The sequence below is a fragment of the Acidovorax kalamii genome, assembly GCF_002245625.1.
GTDB lineage: Bacteria > Pseudomonadota > Gammaproteobacteria > Burkholderiales > Burkholderiaceae_C > Acidovorax > Acidovorax kalamii.
Window position 1 is genome coordinate 71,171 of the sequence record NZ_NOIG01000001.1, and the last position, 17,516, is coordinate 88,686.

General features: G+C 63.9%; 20 protein-coding genes. 15 read left to right on the forward strand and 5 right to left on the reverse strand.

What is annotated here, in order from left to right; all coding sequences use genetic code 11:
• The first annotated feature begins 5 nt into the window (after positions 1–5).
• From CBY09_RS00310 to CBY09_RS00335, 6 genes are all read left to right on the forward strand, one after another.
• The gene (locus CBY09_RS00310) at positions 6–1,082 is read left to right on the forward strand and encodes an ABC transporter permease subunit (protein WP_094285859.1); all 1,077 of its coding nucleotides are present in this window, start codon (positions 6–8) and stop codon (positions 1,080–1,082) included.
• Between the two features lie 25 nt (positions 1,083–1,107).
• Positions 1,108–1,890, forward strand: coding sequence for an ABC transporter ATP-binding protein (locus CBY09_RS00315; RefSeq protein WP_015013097.1), 783 nt, complete (start codon positions 1,108–1,110; stop codon positions 1,888–1,890).
• Between the two features lie 2 nt (positions 1,891–1,892).
• Positions 1,893–2,621 (forward strand): ABC transporter ATP-binding protein, encoded by a 729-nt coding sequence (locus tag CBY09_RS00320; RefSeq protein ID WP_094285393.1) that lies wholly within the window; start codon positions 1,893–1,895, stop codon positions 2,619–2,621.
• Between the two features lie 232 nt (positions 2,622–2,853).
• On the forward strand, positions 2,854–3,216 hold the full coding sequence (locus CBY09_RS00325) for a DMT family protein (RefSeq protein WP_094285394.1): 363 nt from the start codon (positions 2,854–2,856) through the stop codon (positions 3,214–3,216).
• Between the two features lie 165 nt (positions 3,217–3,381).
• Positions 3,382–4,029: a DUF47 domain-containing protein gene (locus tag CBY09_RS00330; RefSeq protein ID WP_055403060.1), complete on the forward strand. Its 648-nt coding sequence runs from the start codon at positions 3,382–3,384 to the stop codon at positions 4,027–4,029.
• Between the two features lie 19 nt (positions 4,030–4,048).
• A complete protein-coding gene (locus CBY09_RS00335; RefSeq protein WP_094285395.1) occupies positions 4,049–5,059 on the forward strand; it encodes an inorganic phosphate transporter in 1,011 nt (336 codons plus the stop codon).
• A gap of 108 nt (positions 5,060–5,167) precedes the next feature.
• On the opposite strand, the gene CBY09_RS00340 is transcribed toward CBY09_RS00335, so the two are convergent.
• Entirely contained in the window at positions 5,168–5,614 is a 447-nt protein-coding gene (locus CBY09_RS00340) for a TM2 domain-containing protein (protein WP_063461303.1), read from the reverse strand.
• Positions 5,615–5,627: 13 nt separating this feature from the next.
• Complete coding sequence (locus CBY09_RS00345) at positions 5,628–6,149, reverse strand: GNAT family N-acetyltransferase (RefSeq protein WP_094285396.1); 522 nt, start codon at positions 6,147–6,149, stop codon at positions 5,628–5,630.
• Positions 6,150–6,295: 146 nt separating this feature from the next.
• On the opposite strand from CBY09_RS00345, the gene rpsP reads away from it, so the two are divergent.
• The 6 genes from rpsP (at position 6,296) to CBY09_RS00375 (ending at position 10,378) form a co-directional block, all read left to right on the forward strand.
• Entirely contained in the window at positions 6,296–6,547 is a 252-nt protein-coding gene (gene rpsP, locus CBY09_RS00350) for a 30S ribosomal protein S16 (RefSeq protein WP_063461301.1), read from the forward strand.
• Positions 6,548–6,623: 76 nt separating this feature from the next.
• Positions 6,624–7,196, forward strand: coding sequence for a ribosome maturation factor RimM (gene rimM, locus CBY09_RS00355; RefSeq protein WP_094285397.1), 573 nt, complete (start codon positions 6,624–6,626; stop codon positions 7,194–7,196).
• Between the two features lie 33 nt (positions 7,197–7,229).
• Complete coding sequence (gene trmD, locus CBY09_RS00360) at positions 7,230–7,988, forward strand: tRNA (guanosine(37)-N1)-methyltransferase TrmD (RefSeq protein WP_094285398.1); 759 nt, start codon at positions 7,230–7,232, stop codon at positions 7,986–7,988.
• 128 nt (positions 7,989–8,116) lie between these two features.
• Complete coding sequence (gene rplS, locus CBY09_RS00365; protein WP_056061081.1) at positions 8,117–8,500, forward strand: 50S ribosomal protein L19; 384 nt, start codon at positions 8,117–8,119, stop codon at positions 8,498–8,500.
• 113 nt (positions 8,501–8,613) lie between these two features.
• Positions 8,614–9,336, forward strand: a complete 723-nt coding sequence (locus tag CBY09_RS00370) for a CoA pyrophosphatase (RefSeq protein ID WP_240515519.1) — start codon at positions 8,614–8,616, stop codon at positions 9,334–9,336.
• A gap of 55 nt (positions 9,337–9,391) precedes the next feature.
• Positions 9,392–10,378 carry a CobD/CbiB family protein gene (locus CBY09_RS00375; RefSeq protein WP_094285399.1) on the forward strand — a complete coding sequence of 329 codons (987 nt, stop codon included), beginning with the start codon at positions 9,392–9,394 and terminating at the stop codon, positions 10,376–10,378.
• A 29-nt stretch (positions 10,379–10,407) separates the two neighbouring features.
• Here the strand turns inward: CBY09_RS00375 and rsgA are convergent, their stop codons facing one another.
• From rsgA to CBY09_RS00390, 3 genes are read right to left on the reverse strand one after another with little or no spacing between them, the layout of a single operon-like run.
• Positions 10,408–11,352, reverse strand: a complete 945-nt coding sequence (rsgA, locus tag CBY09_RS00380) for a ribosome small subunit-dependent GTPase A (RefSeq protein WP_094285400.1) — start codon at positions 11,350–11,352, stop codon at positions 10,408–10,410.
• A gap of 12 nt (positions 11,353–11,364) precedes the next feature.
• Positions 11,365–11,706: a 4a-hydroxytetrahydrobiopterin dehydratase gene (locus CBY09_RS00385; RefSeq protein WP_094285401.1), complete on the reverse strand. Its 342-nt coding sequence runs from the start codon at positions 11,704–11,706 to the stop codon at positions 11,365–11,367.
• Complete coding sequence (locus tag CBY09_RS00390; protein WP_240515520.1) at positions 11,703–13,052, reverse strand: M48 family metallopeptidase; 1,350 nt, start codon at positions 13,050–13,052, stop codon at positions 11,703–11,705. Before CBY09_RS00390 ends, CBY09_RS00385 begins: the two co-directional genes overlap by 4 nt.
• Between CBY09_RS00390 and orn the strand changes: the two genes are divergently transcribed.
• The 3 genes from orn (at position 13,051) to CBY09_RS00405 (ending at position 17,512) form a co-directional block, all read left to right on the forward strand.
• Positions 13,051–13,644 (forward strand): oligoribonuclease, encoded by a 594-nt coding sequence (gene orn / locus CBY09_RS00395; protein ID WP_094285863.1) that lies wholly within the window; start codon positions 13,051–13,053, stop codon positions 13,642–13,644. The two genes, CBY09_RS00390 and orn, sit on opposite strands and share 2 nt — an antisense overlap.
• 397 nt (positions 13,645–14,041) lie before the next feature.
• A complete protein-coding gene (locus CBY09_RS00400; RefSeq protein WP_094285402.1) occupies positions 14,042–15,892 on the forward strand; it encodes a DEAD/DEAH box helicase in 1,851 nt (616 codons plus the stop codon).
• A 147-nt stretch (positions 15,893–16,039) separates the two neighbouring features.
• Positions 16,040–17,512: a sensor domain-containing diguanylate cyclase gene (locus CBY09_RS00405; protein ID WP_205734069.1), complete on the forward strand. Its 1,473-nt coding sequence runs from the start codon at positions 16,040–16,042 to the stop codon at positions 17,510–17,512.
• Positions 17,513–17,516: the final 4 nt, after the last annotated feature.

The following is a 17,516-nucleotide window of genomic DNA, read 5'->3' on the forward strand; positions in this document are numbered from 1 at the left end:
ACACCATGAAGAACACCAAAACCAACTGGATCATCGGCGCCGTTGCGCTGCTGGTGCTGCCGCTGATCCTGCAATCCTTCGGCAACGCCTGGGTGCGCATTGCCGACCTGGCCCTGCTGTACGTGCTGCTGGCCCTGGGCCTGAACATCGTGGTCGGCTATGCCGGTCTGCTGGACCTGGGCTACGTGGCGTTCTACGCCGTGGGCGCCTACCTGTTTGCCTTGATGGCCTCGCCGCACCTCGCGGACAACTTTGCGGCGTTTGCCGCCATGTTCCCCAACGGGTTGCACACCTCGTTGTGGCTCGTGATACCGGTGGCGGCGTTACTGGCGGCGTTCTTCGGGGCGTTGCTCGGGGCGCCCACGCTCAAGCTGCGTGGGGACTATCTCGCCATCGTGACGCTGGGCTTCGGCGAAATCATCCGCATCTTCCTGAACAACCTGGACCACCCCGTCAACCTGACCAACGGCCCCAAGGGCCTGGGCCAGATCGACTCGGTCAAGATCTTTGGTCTGGACCTGGGCAAGCGCCTGGAGCTGTTCGGCTTCGACATCAACTCCGTCACCCTGTACTACTACCTGTTCCTGGTGCTGGTGGTGGTCTCCATCGTGATCTGCTACCGCCTGCAGGATTCGCGCATCGGCCGCGCCTGGATGGCCATCCGTGAAGACGAAATCGCCGCCAAGGCCATGGGCATCAACACCCGCAACATGAAGCTGCTGGCTTTTGGCATGGGCGCTTCGTTTGGTGGTGTGTCGGGTGCGATGTTCGGCGCCTTCCAGGGCTTCGTGTCGCCCGAGTCCTTCAGCCTGATGGAGTCGGTCATGATCGTTGCCATGGTGGTGCTGGGTGGTATCGGCCACATCCCCGGCGTGATCCTGGGTGCCGTGCTGCTGTCGGCCCTGCCCGAAGTGCTGCGCTACGTGGCCGGCCCGCTGCAGGCCATGACGGACGGCCGTCTGGACTCCGCCATCCTGCGCCAGCTGCTGATCGCCCTGGCCATGATCATCATCATGCTGCTGCGCCCCCGTGGCCTGTGGCCGTCGCCTGAGCACGGCAAGAGCCTGACGCAGAAGACCTGAAGCAGAACACCACCGAAAGTTAGCAATGACAGAGAAATCCAATGAAGTGGTGCTGAAGGTCGCCGGTATTTCCAAGCGCTTCGGCGGCCTGCAGGCCCTGTCCGACGTGGGCATCACCATCCAGCGCGGCCAGGTCTATGGCCTGATCGGCCCCAACGGCGCAGGCAAGACCACGTTCTTCAACGTGATCACCGGCCTGTACACGCCCGACGCGGGCACCTTCGAGCTGGCCGGCAAGCCCTACGAGCCAACGGCCGTGCACGAAGTGGCCAAGGCCGGTATTGCGCGCACCTTCCAGAACATCCGCCTGTTTGCCGAAATGACGGCGCTCGAGAACGTGATGGTGGGCCGCCACATCCGTACCAAGTCCGGCCTGCTGGGCGCGGTGCTGCGCACCAAGGGCTTCAAGGAAGAAGAAGCCGCGATTGCCAAGCGTGCCCAGGAGCTGCTGGACTACGTGGGTATCGGCAAGTTTGCCGACTACAAGGCGCGCACGCTGTCGTACGGCGACCAGCGTCGCCTCGAAATTGCCCGTGCGCTGGCCACCGACCCGCAGCTCATTGCGCTGGACGAGCCCGCCGCCGGCATGAACGCCACCGAGAAAGTGCAGCTGCGCGAGCTGATCGACCGCATCCGCAACGACAACCGCACCATCCTGCTCATCGAGCATGACGTGAAGCTGGTGATGGGCCTGTGCGACCGTGTGACGGTGCTCGACTACGGCAAGCAGATCGCCGAAGGCAACCCTGCCGAAGTGCAGAAGAACGAAAAAGTGATTGAGGCCTATCTGGGCACCGGAGGACATTGAGAATGGCCGAAAAATCCAACAAGGTACTGCTGCAGGTCAAGGGCCTGAAGGTGGCCTACGGCGGTATCCAGGCCGTCAAGGGCGTGGACTTCGAAGTGCGCGAAGGCGAACTGGTCTCGCTGATTGGCTCCAATGGCGCTGGCAAGACCACCACCATGAAGGCCATCACCGGCACCCTGGGCATGAACGATGGCGACATCGAATACCTGGGCAAGAGCATCAAGGGCAAGGGCGCCTGGGACCTGGTCAAGGAGGGCCTGGTGATGGTGCCGGAAGGCCGCGGCGTGTTCGCGCGCATGACCATTACCGAAAACCTGCAAATGGGCGCCTACATCCGCAAGGACAAGGCGGGCATCCTCGCCGACATCGAGAAGATGTTCACCATCTTCCCGCGCCTGCGCGAGCGCAAGGACCAGCTGGCGGGCACCATGTCCGGTGGCGAACAGCAGATGCTGGCCATGGGCCGTGCGCTGATGAGCCAGCCCAAGGTGCTGCTGCTGGATGAACCCTCGATGGGTCTGTCGCCCATCATGGTGGACAAGATCTTCGAGGTGGTGCGCGACGTGTACGCCCTGGGCGTGACCATCGTGCTGGTGGAGCAGAACGCGAGCCGCGCGCTGGCGATTGCCGACCGTGGCTATGTGATGGAGTCGGGCCTGATCACCATGACCGGCCCTGGCCAGCAGCTGCTGAACGACCCCAAGGTGCGCGCTGCCTACCTGGGCGAGTAACCCGCACCATTCGCACCGATGTGCCCCGCCTGCCGCCTGCCAAAGGGCGCAGGAACTGGGGCAGACAACAAGGCACTGCCCCCTCGGGCGGTGCTTTTTTTTGGCCTCTGCAGGTAGGGAAGCAGATGTTTGCTATTTAATTTATAGCTTCAAGCGCTTGCCTGTCGAGCGCAGAATGCCATTTTTGTTCATAATCCAGCCCTTGTTCAGCCCCTCCTGGCCGAGGCCGTCGATGTCCACCCTCCAATCCCTGCCCGTTTCGCTTCAGACCGTGTTGCTGCTCATTGCCAGCAACGTCTTCATGACCTTTGCGTGGTATGGGCACCTCAAGAGCCTGGCGTCTTCGCCCTGGTACACCGCCGCGCTGGTGAGCTGGGGCATCGCGCTGTTCGAGTACCTGCTGCAGGTGCCTGCCAACCGCATCGGCTACACGCAGTTCAACGTGGGGCAGCTCAAGATCATGCAGGAGGTGATCACGCTGGGGGTATTTGTGCCGTTTGCGGTGTTTTATATGGGCCAGCCGCTCAAATGGGACTACCTCTGGGCGGGGCTGTGCCTGGTCGGTGCGGTGTACTTTATCTTCCGCGGCGCCTGAGCCGCACGCGCGCGCCAGGGGCTTGCCCCGGCGCATGACCGCATGCTGCGCAGGCATCGGCCCGTTGGGGGTGGACGGTTAAACTCCCCGGGTCACGAAAAAGTCATGGTTCTGTCATGGCTTTGCCTTTTTTCAAAATTCGATCCCGTTCCAGGAGCCTCTCCCATGCTGTTTGCCAAGCTGTTGCCACGCGAAGGCAATTTTTTCGAAATGTTCAACCAGCATGCGGACCGCATCGTCGAGGCGGCACGGGCCTTTTCGCAGCTGGTGGCCAATTACAGTGATCCGCACCTGCGCGACAAATACAACCAGGATGTGGACAATGCCGAGCGCGCCGCCGACCGCGTGACCCACGAGGTGAACAAGGCGATCCACAAGACCTTCATCACCCCCATCGACCGCGAGCAGATCCACACGCTGATCAACACCATGGACGACGTGGCCGACCTGATCCAGGACTCCGCCGAGACCATGGCGCTGTACGACGTGCGCCACATGACGGAAGAGATCACCCGTCTCACGGACCTGAGCCTCAAGTGCTGCGAGCGCCTGCGCGATGCCGTGAAGCTGCTCGACAAGATCGCCGACCCGGCCGTGGCCGAGGCCGCGCTCAAGACCTGCGAGGAAATCGACAAGCTCGAATCCGACGCCGACCGCGTGATGCGCAGCGCCATGAGCAAGCTGTTCCGCGAAGAGCCCGATGTGCGCGAGGTGATCAAGCTCAAGGCCATCTATGAGCTGCTGGAAACGATCACCGACAAGTGCGAGGACGTGGCCAACTGCATCGAGGGCATCGTCCTCGAAAACTCCTGAACCCCGCAGGCTGACCAGCATGGAAACCATACAGACGGCCCTGTGGGTTGTGGTTCTGCTCGTGGCGTTGGCGCTCCTGTTCGACTTCATGAACGGGTTCCACGACGCCGCCAATTCGATCGCCACGGTGGTCTCCACCGGCGTGCTCAAGCCCGCGCAGGCGGTGCTGTTCGCGGCGTTCTTCAACTTCATCGCGATTTTCGTGTTCCACCTGAGCGTGGCGGCCACGGTGGGCAAGGGCATCGTGCAGCCCGGCATCGTGGACACCCATGTGGTGTTTGGCGCCCTGGTGGGCGCCATCACCTGGAACGTGATCACCTGGTATTACGGCATCCCCAGCAGTTCGTCGCACGCGCTCATCGGCGGTATCGTGGGCGCGGTGATCGCTAAGGCCGGGGCGGGCGCGCTGATCTCCACCGGCATCCTCAAGACGGTGGCCTTCATCTTCGTCTCGCCGCTGCTCGGCTTCATGCTGGGCTCCATCATGATGGTGGCGGTGGCGCATATCTTCCGGCGCACGCGCCCGAGCAAGGTGGACAAGTGGTTCCGCCGCCTGCAGCTGGTGTCTGCCGGGGCCTACAGCCTGGGCCACGGTGGTAATGATGCGCAAAAGACCATCGGCATCATCTGGCTGCTGCTGATCGCCACGGGCTACACCTCGGCCACGGAAGCCTCGCCTCCCACCTGGACCATCGTGAGCTGCTACGTGGCCATTGGCCTTGGCACCATGTTCGGCGGCTGGCGCATCGTCAAGACCATGGGCCAGAAGATCACCAAGCTCAAGCCCGTGGGTGGTTTCTGCGCCGAAACGGGCGGGGCGCTTACGCTGTTCCTGGCGACCACGCTGGGCATTCCGGTGTCCACCACCCACACCATCACCGGTGCCATCGTGGGCGTGGGCTCCACGCAGCGCGCCAGCGCCGTGCGCTGGGGCGTGGCGGGCAACATCGTCTGGGCGTGGATTCTGACCATCCCGGCCAGCGCGTTTGTGGCCGCAGTGGCTTACTGGATCAGCCTGCAGATCTTCTGACGGCCCGCCACCATCCGCTGGGAGCCAGCGGATGGTGGGTTGCCAATTGTCAGTCGCTATATTTTTTATAGCTACTTGCGCTTGCCCATCAAGCGCAAGGCCCCGATTTCACTGAGAAATTTTGCGGGCTTCTTCAATCTGGTGCTCAAAGTAGCGCTGAAAGCTGAACGCGATGCTGGCCATCAGCACCGCCGTGCCAATCATCAGCGACGCCACGATGGCGGCAATGGTGATCCAGCCCGTGCGGCCGGGTGCTGCGTCGGGCGCAGCGTGGGGGTTGTAGCGGGCGTTCCAGGCTTCGGGCGTCTTCAGGGCAAACAGGATGGCCTGCAGCGCACAGCCCGCGATGGTGAAGCCCAGCAGCGGGATCAGCATCCAGCTGGTGTGATCGTCCTGGCCAAACTGCTGCACACGCTGGATGCCGTAGACCCCCAGTGCCGTGGGCAGCGGCAGCAGCCAGCCAATCAGGTCCCACATGCCGTGCAGGTAGAAGCGGTGCAGGCCCAGCGGCCCGCCTAGAAAAGCGAGCCAGGCCGCCAGGGTCTTGTTCTTCATGCGGGGCATCGTGTCATTCGGGGGAGGTGGTGTCGCCCGCGCCCAGGGTCTTCTCCATCAGCACGATGTCGCGCCAGGCGCCAAACTTCCAGCCCACTGAGCGCATGATGCCCACATCAGTGAACCCCAGCGCCCGGTGCACCCCGATGGAGCCCGCGTTGGCCGAGTCGCCAATCACGGCCAGCAGCTTGCGCACGCCCACGGCTTCGGCCTGCACGGCCAGCTCGGCCAGCAGTTGGCGGCCCAGGCCCATGCCACGGGCGCTGTCGGCCACATAAATCGAGTCTTCGGCCGAAAAACGGTAGGCCGGGCGCGGCTTGAACCAGTTGGCGTAGGCAAAACCCAGCACCTGCCCATCCTGCTCGGCCACCAGCCAGGGCAGGCCACGCGCCAGCACGTCGGCGCGGCGGCCCGCCATGTCGGCTTCAGACGGGGGATCGATCTCGAAGGTGCCCGTGCCGTGGAGCACGTGGTGTTGGTAAATGGCGGTAATGGCAGGGATATCGCTGTCGGTACTGGGACGGATGGTGGGCATTTTGGAGGAAATGGATATAATCGCGGGCTTTGCAGCGTGTCGCTGGCCGGGTGGCCATGTCGCGTGTCTCAAGCGTTGCGAATATGGTTGCGAACACTGTGGCTTACGGCAAATGTTGCCGGAGTTCACCACCCGAAGGATAAATCATGGTCGTCATTCGACTCTCCCGCGGCGGCTCCAAGGGCCGTCCTTTCTTCAACATCGTCGTTGCTGACAAGCGCGTGCGCCGTGACGGCCGCTTCATCGAGCGCATCGGCTTCTACAACCCCACCGCCAAGGAAACCGAAGAAGGCCTGCGCATCGTGCAAGACCGTCTGGCTTACTGGGTGGGCGTTGGCGCCCAGTCCTCCCCCACGGTGGACCGCCTGATCAAGCAAGCCGCCAAGAAGGCTGCTTAAAGCTCCCTGAAAAGGGCGGGTTCCGTCGGCTAGTCTGGCGGAACCCGCCCTTTTCCTATTCTGGAATCCCCCCGCCATGGCCACCACTCCCCTGACCCTCGAACCCGCAGAGCTGCCGCCCGATGCCGTTGAAGTGGGGCGCATTGCCGATGCCTGGGGCGTCAAGGGCTGGTTCAAGGTGCTGTCCCACAGCAGCAGCCCCGAGGCGCTGTTCGCGTCCAAGCGCTGGTACCTGCAGCCGTCCGAGCGGGGGGGCAAGGCATTTGCTGGCACGGTGGTGCTGTCCATCCGCCAGGCCAAGGACCATTCCGACACCGTGGTGGCCTGGGCGCAGGGCGTTGATGACCGCAATGCCGCCGAGGCCCTGCGCGGTGCGCGCATTTTTGTGCCCCGGTCGAGTTTTCCGTCCACCTCGGAGGACGAGTTCTACTGGGTGGATCTGATTGGCCTCGCGGTCGTCAACCGGGAAGGCGTGGCGCTGGGGCAGGTGCAGGAGCTGATGTCCACCGGCCCCCAGACCGTGCTGGTGCTGGCCTATGAGGAAGATGGCAAGGCCCGCGAGCGGATGATTCCTTTTGTCTCGGCTTTTGTGGACAAGGTGGATCTGCCTGAAAAGCGCATCACGGTCGATTGGCAGCCCGACTACTGAGCGGATGCCGCTCTCCTGCGCCCTGCACGCACCATGCGCTTTGACATCATCACCCTGTTCCCTGAGCTGTTCGCGCCTTTCCTGGCGAGCGGTGTGACCCGCCGCGCTTATGCCAGCGGCCAGGTCGATGTGCGCCTGTGGAACCCGCGTGACCATGCCGAAGGCAACTACCGCCGCGTGGACGACCGGCCCTTTGGCGGCGGCCCCGGCATGGTGATGATGGCCGAGCCGCTGCAGCGGTGCCTCGCAGCTATCCGAGCGGAGCGGGCCGAGCCGGAGGAGGGCAGGGCGCCGCTGGTGCTCTTTTCACCCATCGGGTCGCCGCTCAACCATGCTGCTGTGGAGCGCTGGTCTGCCAGCGCAGGCGCCGTGCTGCTGTGTGGCCGCTATGAAGGCATTGACCAGCGATTCATCGACGCACATGTGGATGTGCAGGTGAGTCTGGGGGATTTTGTGCTCTCGGGCGGCGAAATAGCCGCCATGGCCTTGCTGGATGCGGTCGCCCGTCTGCAACCCGGCGTGCTCAACGATGAAGGCAGCCACCAGCTCGACAGCTTCAACCCCGCGCTCGACGGTCTGCTCGACTGCCCGCACTACACGCGGCCGGAGGAGTGGGCGGGGCAGCAGGTACCCGCGGCGCTGATGTCCGGGCACCATGCGCAGATCGAGCGCTGGCGGCGCGACCAGCGGCTGGCCATCACGGCCCGCCACCGCCCCGATCTCATCGACGCTGCGCGCCAGGCGGGGCGTCTGGCCCCGGCCGACGAGGCGGTATTGGCCAAGCTCGCCTGAATTGTTATAATCAAAGGCTTTTCGATCCTCTGGCCGGCCGTTTTGACAGGGTTTCCTCCCGCAAAACACTGAACCGTCAATCCCGACGCAGCCACTTTTGGCGCGGACAAGATCGTTGGACATCAAACATGAACCTGATCCAGACCCTGGAAGCGGAAGAAATCGCCCGCTTGAACAAGACCATCCCCGAATTCGCCCCCGGTGACACCGTCATCGTGAGCGTGAACGTGGTGGAAGGTACCCGCAAGCGCGTGCAGGCCTACGAAGGTGTTGTGATTGCCAAGCGCAATCGCGGCCTGAACAGCGGCTTCACCGTGCGCAAGATCTCCAGCGGCGAAGGCGTGGAACGTACGTTCCAGACCTACAGCCCGCTGATCGCCAGCATCGAAGTCAAGCGCCGTGGTGACGTGCGCCGTGCCAAGCTGTACTACCTGCGTGACCGCAGCGGCAAGTCGGCACGTATCAAGGAAAAGCTGCCTTCGCGCGTCAAGGCTGCTGCCACCGCCGCTTAATCCAAGCAAGGCGAGGGCCTGCCCTGACAAGCCGCTACAGCATCAGCCTGTAGCGGCTTTTTTGTTTTTTTGGCCTGTTGAATCCGAACCTGAACCCGAACCGAATTTCTTGAGTGAACGCCTCTTCTCCCGCCCCCGCCGTTTCGTCCGTCGTTGCGCCGCTGTCCAGCCTGCCTGATTTCGACCCCCGCCTGGTGCCGGTGGTGGGCGTGGATGCGCACCTGCCCATCGTGCCTGCGGCGGCGCAGACGCCCGAGGCGCTGCGCGCGCGGTTTGCGCACCCGCCCCGCTGGGAGCCCGAGGTGCTGCTGGAGAAGAAGTTCATGAACCGCGAGCCAGCCCACGCATCCGTGCTGCTGGCGATCATGCTGCGCGAGCAGCCCACGGTGCTGCTCACCGAGCGCACGGCCCACCTGTCCACCCACTCGGGGCAGGTGGCTTTCCCGGGCGGGCGGGCCGACCCTGGCGACGCCACGACCGCCGACACGGCTTTGCGCGAGGCACAGGAAGAAGTCGGGCTCGCGCCCGAGTTCGTCGAGGTGCTGGGCACCTTGCCAACTTACGTCACCGGCTCGTCCTTCATCATCACGCCGGTGGTGGCGCTGGTGCGGCCAGACTGCGTGCTGCAGCCCAATCCCTACGAGGTGGCGGACCTGTTCGAGGTGCCGCTGGCGTTTCTGCTGGACCCCGCCAACCACCGGCGCCATGTGTTCGACCGGGACGGTGTGCACCGCGAGTGGTTCTCCATGCCCTACCAGGACAGCCGCAAGAACCATTTCATTTGGGGTGCGACGGCGGGTATGCTGCGCAATTTCTACCGCTTCATGCAGGCCTGATCCGCCTCGCACATAAAGGGTGCACGGGGGCGAAGCGCCAGTATCATTGCCCCCCATGAGTTTCTTCGCCATCCTGTTCGCTCTGCTGATCGAGCAGGCCCGCCCCCTGGCTCGCAGCAACCCCATTCATGCGGGTCTGCGGGCGTGGGCGCTGTCCGTGAGTCGCAACTTCGACGCCGGCAAGCCCCACCATGGCTGGGTGGCCTGGAGCTTGGCGGTGCTGCTCCCGGCCCTGATCACGCTGGCCATCCATTGGGCGCTGCTGTGGGGTCTGGGCTGGCCGTTTGCGGTGCTCTGGAGCGTGGCGGTGCTGTATGTCACGCTGGGCTTTCGCCAGTTCAGCCACCATTTCACGGGCATCCGCGATGCGCTCGAAGAAGGCGATGAAGATGCGGCCCGCGAGCGCCTTGCACATTGGCAGCAGGTGGATGTGGGGGCCTTGCCCCGCAGCGAGATCGTGCGCCATGTGATCGAGTATTCGGTGCTGGCCGCGCACCGCCATGTGTTTGGGGTGCTGGCCTGGTTCTCGGTGCTGGCGGCGCTGGGGCTGGGGCCCACGGGGGCGGTGTTGTACCGTCTGGCCGAATTTGTTTCACGCTACTGGCACTACCGGCAACGCGCGGGCACGCAGCCCGCCAGTGCCTCGCTGCAGCAGGCCTGTGCCCAGGCCTGGACCGTGGTGGACTGGCTGCCGGCGCGGCTCACGGCACTCAGCTTTGCCGTGGTCGGGAGTTTTGAGGAAGCGATCGAGGGCTGGCGTTTTCATGCGCAGCGGTTCCCCAACGACAATGATGGCGTGGTGCTGGCTGCCACAGCGGGCGCGATCAATGTGCGCCTGGGGGGCGAGGCCCTGAAGGCCCGCACCGAAACGCAGGCCCCCCAAGGGCTGGAGATCGACGCCGACATGGGCGACAGCGACTCCACTCCCGGCCGGGAGCCCGAAGTGGGCCACCTGCGCAGTGTGGTGGGGCTGGTGTGGCGATCGGTGGTGGTCTGGATGCTGCTGCTGGCGCTGCTCACGCTGGCCCGCCTGTTGGGGTAGGGCTGGGCACCCTTTGTGCAGGGCTCGCGTCAATAGCGGGTGTGGCTCAGCTCTTCAAACAAATCGCTATAAATTTTATAGCGATTTGGGCTTATCCCGTGCGCGGAAGAGCCGTTTTTAACCGCATCCAGAACACCACAACCGGGCTCATGCAGGTGGGTGCAGTTGTAGAACTTGCAGTGGCTGGCATGTTCTGCGATGTCCGGCATGCAGGCGGCGAGCTGCATGGGCGCCACATGGTGCAGACCGAATTCCTGGAACCCTGGTGAGTCGATGAGCGCCGTGGTGCGCTCCGCATCCATCCAGTACCAGTGGGTGCTGGTGGTGGTGTGCTTGCCGGAGTTCAGCGCTTGCGATATCTCGCCGGTCTGCACGGTAGCGCCTGGCACCAGCAGGTTGATCAGTGTGCTTTTGCCCGAGCCCGAGGGGCCCAGCACCAGCGTGGTCTTGCCGCGCAGGTGTTCCATCAGCAGCGCGCGGTCCACATCGCTGGACAGCGCCAGCGACAAGGGCAGCACGCCATAGTGCGTGCCTGCCCCCATGTGGCGGTACGGCAGCAGCCGTTCCCAGGCGCGGGCAAAGGGCTCCACCAGATCGCTTTTGTTGAGGCCGATCAGTGGTTTGATGCCTTCGGCCTCGGCTGCGATCAGGGCGCGGGCGAGCTGACTTTCGGAGAACACGGGTTCTGCCGCGATCAGGATCAGCACCTGATCCAGGTTGGCCGCAAACGACTTGGTGCGGATCTCGTCCTGGCGGTAGAACAGGTTGCGCCGCTCCAGCACCTTCTCGATGGTGCCTTCGTCGCCCTGGCCGGGCGGGGGGGCTTGCCACAGCACCCGGTCGCCCACCACGGCGTAGCTTTTTTTGCCCCGAGGGTGACAGATGCGGCGCTCGCCGTCGGCGGTTTCAACCATGCAGTGGCGCCCATGGCTGGCCACCACGGTGCCTTCCATGAGGGCGCTGCGTTCAGCCATGGTGGGCTGGTGTCATAGCGCGACCAAGGCGTCGAACTGGGCGGCGCATTCGAAGTCGGTCGAGGAGATGCCGTTCACATCGTGGGTGTTCAGGCGCACCACACAGCGGTTGTAGTGCACCGAGAGGTCGGGGTGGTGGTCTTGCGCATTGGCGACGAAGGCCAGTGCGTTCACGAACGAGATGGTCTCGTAGTAGTTGGCGAAGCGGTAGGTCTTCTCGATGGCGACGTTTGCGCCGTCGCCGCTCAGGCTCCAGCCTTCGAGCTTGGCCAGATTTGCTACAACTTCAGTAGCGGTCAGCGCACGGCGGGAAAGCGCAGACCAGTCTTTTTTCTTCAACATGGTGGTGGTCATGGATGGGCGGGGTGGTTGTGCATGCGTGCCAGCCGTTCGGTGGCGGGCGGGTGCGAGTAGTAGAACTTCACGTACACCGGGTCGGGTGTGAGCGTGGAGGCATTGTCTTCGTACAGCTTGAGCAGGGCCGAAGCCAGATCGGCGCCGCTGGCCTGGGCCATGGCGTAGGCATCTGCCTGAAACTCGTGCCTGCGCGACTGTTGCGAGAACAGCGGCGAGATGAAGAAGGTGAATACGGGCACCACCAGCATGAACAGCAGCAGCGCCAAGGCGTCGTTGGGCGCGGCCGCTATGGTGGGGTCCAACGAGATGTTGGGGCGCACGCCCAGGCCCGTATAGAACCACACCTGGTTGGAGAGCCACCCCAGCAGCGCAAAACCGGCCAGACTGAGGCCAAACATGACCACGATGCGCTGGATGATATGGCGGTGCTTGAAGTGGCCCAGCTCATGCGCCAGCACGGCCTCGACTTCACCCGGGGCCAGCTGCTTCAGCAGCGTGTCGTAGAACACCACGCGCTTGGCCGCGCCAAAGCCCGTGAAATAGGCATTGGCATGGGCACTGCGGCGGCTTCCATCCATCACAAACAGGCCCTTGGCCGAGAAGCCGCAGCGCTGCATCAGGGCCGTGACGCGGGCCTTGAGTGATTCGTCTTCGAGTGGCTGGAATTTGTTGAACAGGGGCGCGATGAAGGTGGGGTAGATCACCATCAAGAGCAGGTTGAAGCCCATCCAGAAGCACCAGGCCCAGAGCCACCACAGCGGGCCGGCCGCGCCCATGAGCCACAGGATGAGCGCGGCAATCGGTAGGCCGATGACCGCACCCACCAGCAGGCCCTTGGCCGCGTCGGCCAGCCACAGGCGCCAGGTCATCTTGTTGAAGCCAAAACGCTCTTCGATCACAAAGGTCTGGTACAGCGACAAGGGCAGGTCGATCAGGCCAGCGATGGCGGCGAAGGCCACCAGCAGCGCCAGCTGTTGCGCCATGCCGGGCCCCATGGCGTCCAGCAGGGTGCGGTTCAGTGCGTCCAAGCCACCCAGCAAGGTCCAGCCCAGCAGCACCACGCAGCCCAGGGCCATCTCCAGCAGCCCCAGGCGGGCCTTGGTGATGGTGTAGTCGGCGGCCTTCTGGTGGGCTGCCAGGGAGATGCGCTCGGCAAACGGTGCAGGCACGGCGGCGCGGTGGCGGGCGATATGCCGCACCTGGCGGGTGGCCAGCCAGAACTTGAGCGCCAGGCCCAGGACCAGTGCAGTCGCAAAGGCCAGCGTGAGCAGCATGGAGGGGGAGAAGTCGTCGGGGGTGGGCATGTGCGGCGAGTTTAGGCCATCGGCGACAATGCGCGCCATGTCAGAAGCCAACAACCCCACCCCTGCCACGCTTGCCAAATCCGACCAGAACCTGGTCTGGCTCGATTGCGAAATGACCGGCCTGGAGCCGGATACGGACCGCCTGCTGGAAATCGCCGTGGTCGTGACGGGCCCCGGTCTGGAACCCCGTGTCGAAGGCCCGGTGTTTGCCATCCACCAGTCGGATGAATTGCTGAACAAGATGGATGCCTGGAACAAGGGGACCCACGGCCGCAGCGGCCTGATCGACAAGGTGAAGGCCTCGACAGTGACCGAGGAAGAGGCCGAGCAACAGATCATTGCCTTCCTGAGCCAGTATGTACCCAAGGGCACAGCCCCCATGTGTGGCAACAGCATCGGGCAGGACCGCCGTTTTCTGGTGCGCTACATGCCCAAGCTGGAGAAGTTCTTCCACTACCGCAACGTCGATGTCAGCACCTTGAAGGAGCTGGCCAAACGCTGGAAGCCCGAGGCCTACACCAGCTTCAAGAAGGCGCAAAAGCACACGGCCCTAGCGGATGTGCACGAGTCCATCGATGAGCTGGCGCACTACCGCCAGCACCTGTTGTCCGTGGAAGTGAAAAACCCCTGAATCGCTGGGCGTCAGGAGAGCCCTCGGCGCATGCGCGGTATGGGGCGCCCCTGCAGCGGTGCGGCCATTGCGCGAGGGCGTGCGCCCGGAGCACGCCCTGGAGAGGCTGCGCATTGGAAGGGTATTGCGGGGAAACCCTTAACCGTGTCATAATTGCGGGCTGCGCAGGAAATCCGCCTCGCAGTTTGTGCATCTCCCCTCACACACCGGGCTTGCCAGCCCACTGCCCACATGCAAATGTAAGCCGGCAGTGCAGGACTGGCGAATAACAGCCCACCCGCATCGGCCTGATTCCCCAGAGCCAGCGCAGGTTTCGTTTGATGGTTGATGTTTTTTAACCATTTGACGAAGCCAATCGTGGGCAGCGCCCGCGACCGTCTTCGTGAGAGAAAAATTCATGACCGACACCTCTTTGGTGCAGGGCGAATTCGCGCCTGCTGATAATTCCTTTGCTGCCGACGTTTCCGTGCAGTCCTCCTCCCTCGATTCCGTGGTGGCCGCCGCTATTGAAGATGCTGCCGCCGTGACCGCCGAGCCCAATGGGTTCGTCGAACTGGGCTTGGCGCCCGAGCTGGTGCAAGCCGTGGCCGACCTGGGCTACACACAGCCCACCAGCGTGCAGCGCAAGGCCATTCCTCTGGCCATGGGCAGCGATGCCTCGAAGTTCATCGACCTGATGGTCTCCAGCCAGACGGGCAGCGGCAAGACCGCCGCCTTCCTGCTGCCGGTGCTGCACACGCTGATCCAGCAGCAGGCCGTGGCCCAGGCTGAAGAGCGCGCCGCGTTCGAGCGTGCGGTGGCCGAAGCGGCTGCCCGTGGCGAGCCCGCCCCCAAGCGTGCCAAGCGCAAGGACCCCACCAGCTCGCGCAATTTCAAGGCCGCCACGCCGGGCGCGCTGATCTTGTGCCCCACCCGTGAACTGGCCCAGCAGGTGGCGCACGACGCCATCGATCTGGTCAAGCACTGCCGTGGTCTGCGCGTGGCCAATGTGGTGGGCGGCATGCCCTACCAGCTGCAGATCGCCAAGCTGCAGAACGCCGATCTGGTGGTTGCTACCCCTGGCCGCCTGCTGGACCTGCAGCGCTCCATGCAGATCAAGCTCGACAAGGTGCAGTTCCTGGTGGTGGACGAAGCCGACCGCATGCTGGACCTGGGCTTCTCGGACGACCTGGCCGAGCTGAACCAGCTGACCAGCCAGCGCAAGCAGACCATGATGTTCAGCGCCACGTTCGCGCCCCGCATCCAGCAGCTGGCCATGCGTGTGATGCACGACGGTGGCTCGTCCGTGCAAAAGGTGACTATCGACTCTCCGCAAGAGAAACACACCAACATCAAGCAGGTGCTGTACTGGGCCGACAACGCCCAGCACAAGCGCAAGCTGCTGGACCACTGGCTGCGTGACACCACGATCAACCAAGCCATCGTGTTCGCCAGCACCCAGGTGGAGTGCGATGGTCTGGCCAACGACCTGCAGCAAGATGGCTTCTCGGCTGTCGCCCTGCACGGTGCCTTGAGCCAGGGCCTGCGCAACCGCCGCCTGATGGCGCTGCGCAGCGGCCAGGTGCAGATTCTGGTGGCGACCGATGTCGCAGCCCGTGGCATCGACGTGCCCACCATCACCCACGTGTTCAACTTCGGCCTGCCCATGAAGGCCGAGGACTACACCCACCGCATTGGCCGCACCGGCCGTGCGGGCCGCGACGGCCTGGCCGTCACTTTTGCCGAGTTCCGCGACCGCCGCAAGATTTACGACATTGAGTCGTACAGCCGCCAGCAGTTCAAGGCCGAAGTGATCCCTGGCATGGAGCCTGCCCAACGCGCCCCCCAGGCGCCCCGTGGCGGTGATTTTGGTGGCCGTGGCCGCTCGGGTGGCTATGACCGTGACAGCCGTGACCGCAAGTTCGGTGGCCCTGCCCGTGGCGGCTTCGGTGGTGGTTTTGGCGGCGGTTTTGCTGGCCGTGGTGACAACCGTGGTGCTCCAGCCCGAGGCGATGGTGGCGGCTTCGGTGGTCGTGACGATCGTGGTGCTGACCGTGGTTTTGCTCCTCGCCGCGACGGCGAAGGCTATGGCCGCAAGCCGGGCTTTGGCGATGCGGGCCGCGGTGGCTTTGCGCCCCGTGGCGATGCCGGCGCACCCCGTGGTGATTTCGCGCCGCGCAAGCCTGCGTTCTCCAAGCCTGCGGGTGGTGGTGGCAAGCCCTTTGTGGCCCACGATGCGCGCAAGCGCCCAGCGCGCCCCGCACGCTGATTGATGAATAGGGCTGGGGGCGTGTTGAGCGCTCCCACCGATCAAGGGCTGGTACCGCAAGGTGCCAGCCCTTTTTTGTGGCTGGAGTGCGGGCCCCCTGCTTTTTGCGGGCCGTGTCGTCAATAATTGCCCACGGAGGAATTTGTTGTGGTGTCTTCTCTCTCCTCGGGGGCCGATTACGAACACATGTTCGAGCTGGCGCCCGTGTCGCTTTGGCTGGAGGATTTCAGCGAACTCAAACGTCTGTTCGATGGCTGGCGTGCGCAAGGGGTCACCGACATACGCTCCCATCTGGCCGAAGACCCGGCCCGCCTGCGCCAATGCAGTGCGTCGCTGCGTGTGCTGCAGGTCAATCGGCGCACGCTGGAGTTGTTCTCGGCCGACAGCCAGCAGCATCTGGAAGCCAACCTCGACAAAGTCTTTCGGGATGACCGGCACGACACTGCGGCGCATGAGCTTGCGCAGCTGTGGGACGGACAGATGGAGTTTGCCAACCAGACGGTGAACTACGCGCTTGACGGCCGGCGCCTGGACGTGCTGGTCCGCGCGCGCATACTGCCTGGTCATGAGGCCGACTGGAGCCGCGTGCTGGTCTCTCTGGAGGACAACACCCAGCAACTGGAGGCTGCGCGCCGCTTGCGGCGCAGCGAGCAGTATGCGCGCGACCTGTTCGAGCATTCGCCGGTCTCGCTCTGGGTGGAAGACTTCAGCGCCGTGAAGAATCTGCTCGATGGCGTGCGCGCCCAGGGCATTGGCGACTTCAAGACCTTCCTCAAGGTACACCCCGACTTCGTGAGCCGCTGCATGCAGGAGATCCGCGTCATCGACGTGAACCAGCAGACATTGCGCATGTTCGGTGCTGCCAGCAAGGAGATGCTGCTCAACAACATCGGCCGCGTGTTCCGTGGCGAAATGCATGAGTCCTTCGCAGAGCAGCTGCAGGACCTGTGGGAGGGGAAGACCTTCCAGCAGCGCGAGGTGGTGAACTACTCACTGTCGGGCGACGCGGTGAACATCCACATGCAATTCTCGGTGCTCGATAGCCATCGGCATGATTGGGGGCTGGTGCTCCTGTCGCTGGTGGATATCACGGCCCGAAAAAAGGCCGAGGCTTACCTCGAATACCTGGGCAAACACGATGTACTCACCCAGCTGCGCAACCGCGCCTTCTATGCCGAAGAGTTGAACCGGCTCACGCGCAAAGGGCCCTGGCCTCTGTCCGTCATCGCCATTGACCTGAATGGGCTCAAGGTGGTCAATGACGAGCAAGGCCACGCGGCGGGCGACTCGATGCTGCGGCGCGTGGGTGAGGTGCTGGCCAAGGCCGTGGATGCCCCGGCCTGCGCGGCGCGCATTGGCGGCGATGAATTCACCGTGCTGTTGCCTGGCACTGAAGAGCGTGGGGCATATGCGTTGCAGGAGCGCATCATCTCGATGCTGGAGCTGAACAACCAGTTCTACCCCGGCCAGCACTTGAGTCTGGCCATGGGCATCGCCAGTTGCCATTCCGGCGATGGGGTGGAAGCGGCGATCAATCGGGCCGACCAAGCCATGTACGCCGAGAAAAACCGCTATTACCAGCAGAAAAATGTGGACCGTCGGCAGCCGCACAACACTTGAGGTG

Excerpts from the sequence above, each read along its gene's own strand:
- orn (WP_094285863.1), top strand. The coding sequence starts at position 13,051 with ATGTCAGAAGCCAACAACCCCACCCCTGCCACGCTTGCCAAATCCGAC.
- trmD (WP_094285398.1), top strand. The coding sequence starts at position 7,230 with ATGCGCTTTGACATCATCACCCTGTTCCCTGAGCTGTTCGCGCCTTTC.
- CBY09_RS00345 (WP_094285396.1), bottom strand. The coding sequence starts at position 6,149 with ATGCCCACCATCCGTCCCAGTACCGACAGCGATATCCCTGCCATTACC.
- rplS (WP_056061081.1), top strand. The coding sequence starts at position 8,117 with ATGAACCTGATCCAGACCCTGGAAGCGGAAGAAATCGCCCGCTTGAAC.
- CBY09_RS00325 (WP_094285394.1), top strand. The coding sequence starts at position 2,854 with ATGTCCACCCTCCAATCCCTGCCCGTTTCGCTTCAGACCGTGTTGCTG.
- CBY09_RS00340 (WP_063461303.1), bottom strand. The coding sequence starts at position 5,614 with ATGAAGAACAAGACCCTGGCGGCCTGGCTCGCTTTTCTAGGCGGGCCG.
- CBY09_RS00335 (WP_094285395.1), top strand. The coding sequence starts at position 4,049 with ATGGAAACCATACAGACGGCCCTGTGGGTTGTGGTTCTGCTCGTGGCG.
- CBY09_RS00330 (WP_055403060.1), top strand. The coding sequence starts at position 3,382 with ATGCTGTTTGCCAAGCTGTTGCCACGCGAAGGCAATTTTTTCGAAATG.
- rpsP (WP_063461301.1), top strand. The coding sequence starts at position 6,296 with ATGGTCGTCATTCGACTCTCCCGCGGCGGCTCCAAGGGCCGTCCTTTC.
- CBY09_RS00375 (WP_094285399.1), top strand. The coding sequence starts at position 9,392 with ATGAGTTTCTTCGCCATCCTGTTCGCTCTGCTGATCGAGCAGGCCCGC.
- rsgA (WP_094285400.1), bottom strand. The coding sequence starts at position 11,352 with ATGGCTGAACGCAGCGCCCTCATGGAAGGCACCGTGGTGGCCAGCCAT.
- rimM (WP_094285397.1), top strand. The coding sequence starts at position 6,624 with ATGGCCACCACTCCCCTGACCCTCGAACCCGCAGAGCTGCCGCCCGAT.
- CBY09_RS00315 (WP_015013097.1), top strand. The coding sequence starts at position 1,108 with ATGACAGAGAAATCCAATGAAGTGGTGCTGAAGGTCGCCGGTATTTCC.
- CBY09_RS00310 (WP_094285859.1), top strand. The coding sequence starts at position 6 with ATGAAGAACACCAAAACCAACTGGATCATCGGCGCCGTTGCGCTGCTG.
- CBY09_RS00390 (WP_240515520.1), bottom strand. The coding sequence starts at position 13,052 with ATGGCGCGCATTGTCGCCGATGGCCTAAACTCGCCGCACATGCCCACC.
- CBY09_RS00385 (WP_094285401.1), bottom strand. The coding sequence starts at position 11,706 with ATGACCACCACCATGTTGAAGAAAAAAGACTGGTCTGCGCTTTCCCGC.
- CBY09_RS00400 (WP_094285402.1), top strand. The coding sequence starts at position 14,042 with ATGACCGACACCTCTTTGGTGCAGGGCGAATTCGCGCCTGCTGATAAT.
- CBY09_RS00320 (WP_094285393.1), top strand. The coding sequence starts at position 1,893 with ATGGCCGAAAAATCCAACAAGGTACTGCTGCAGGTCAAGGGCCTGAAG.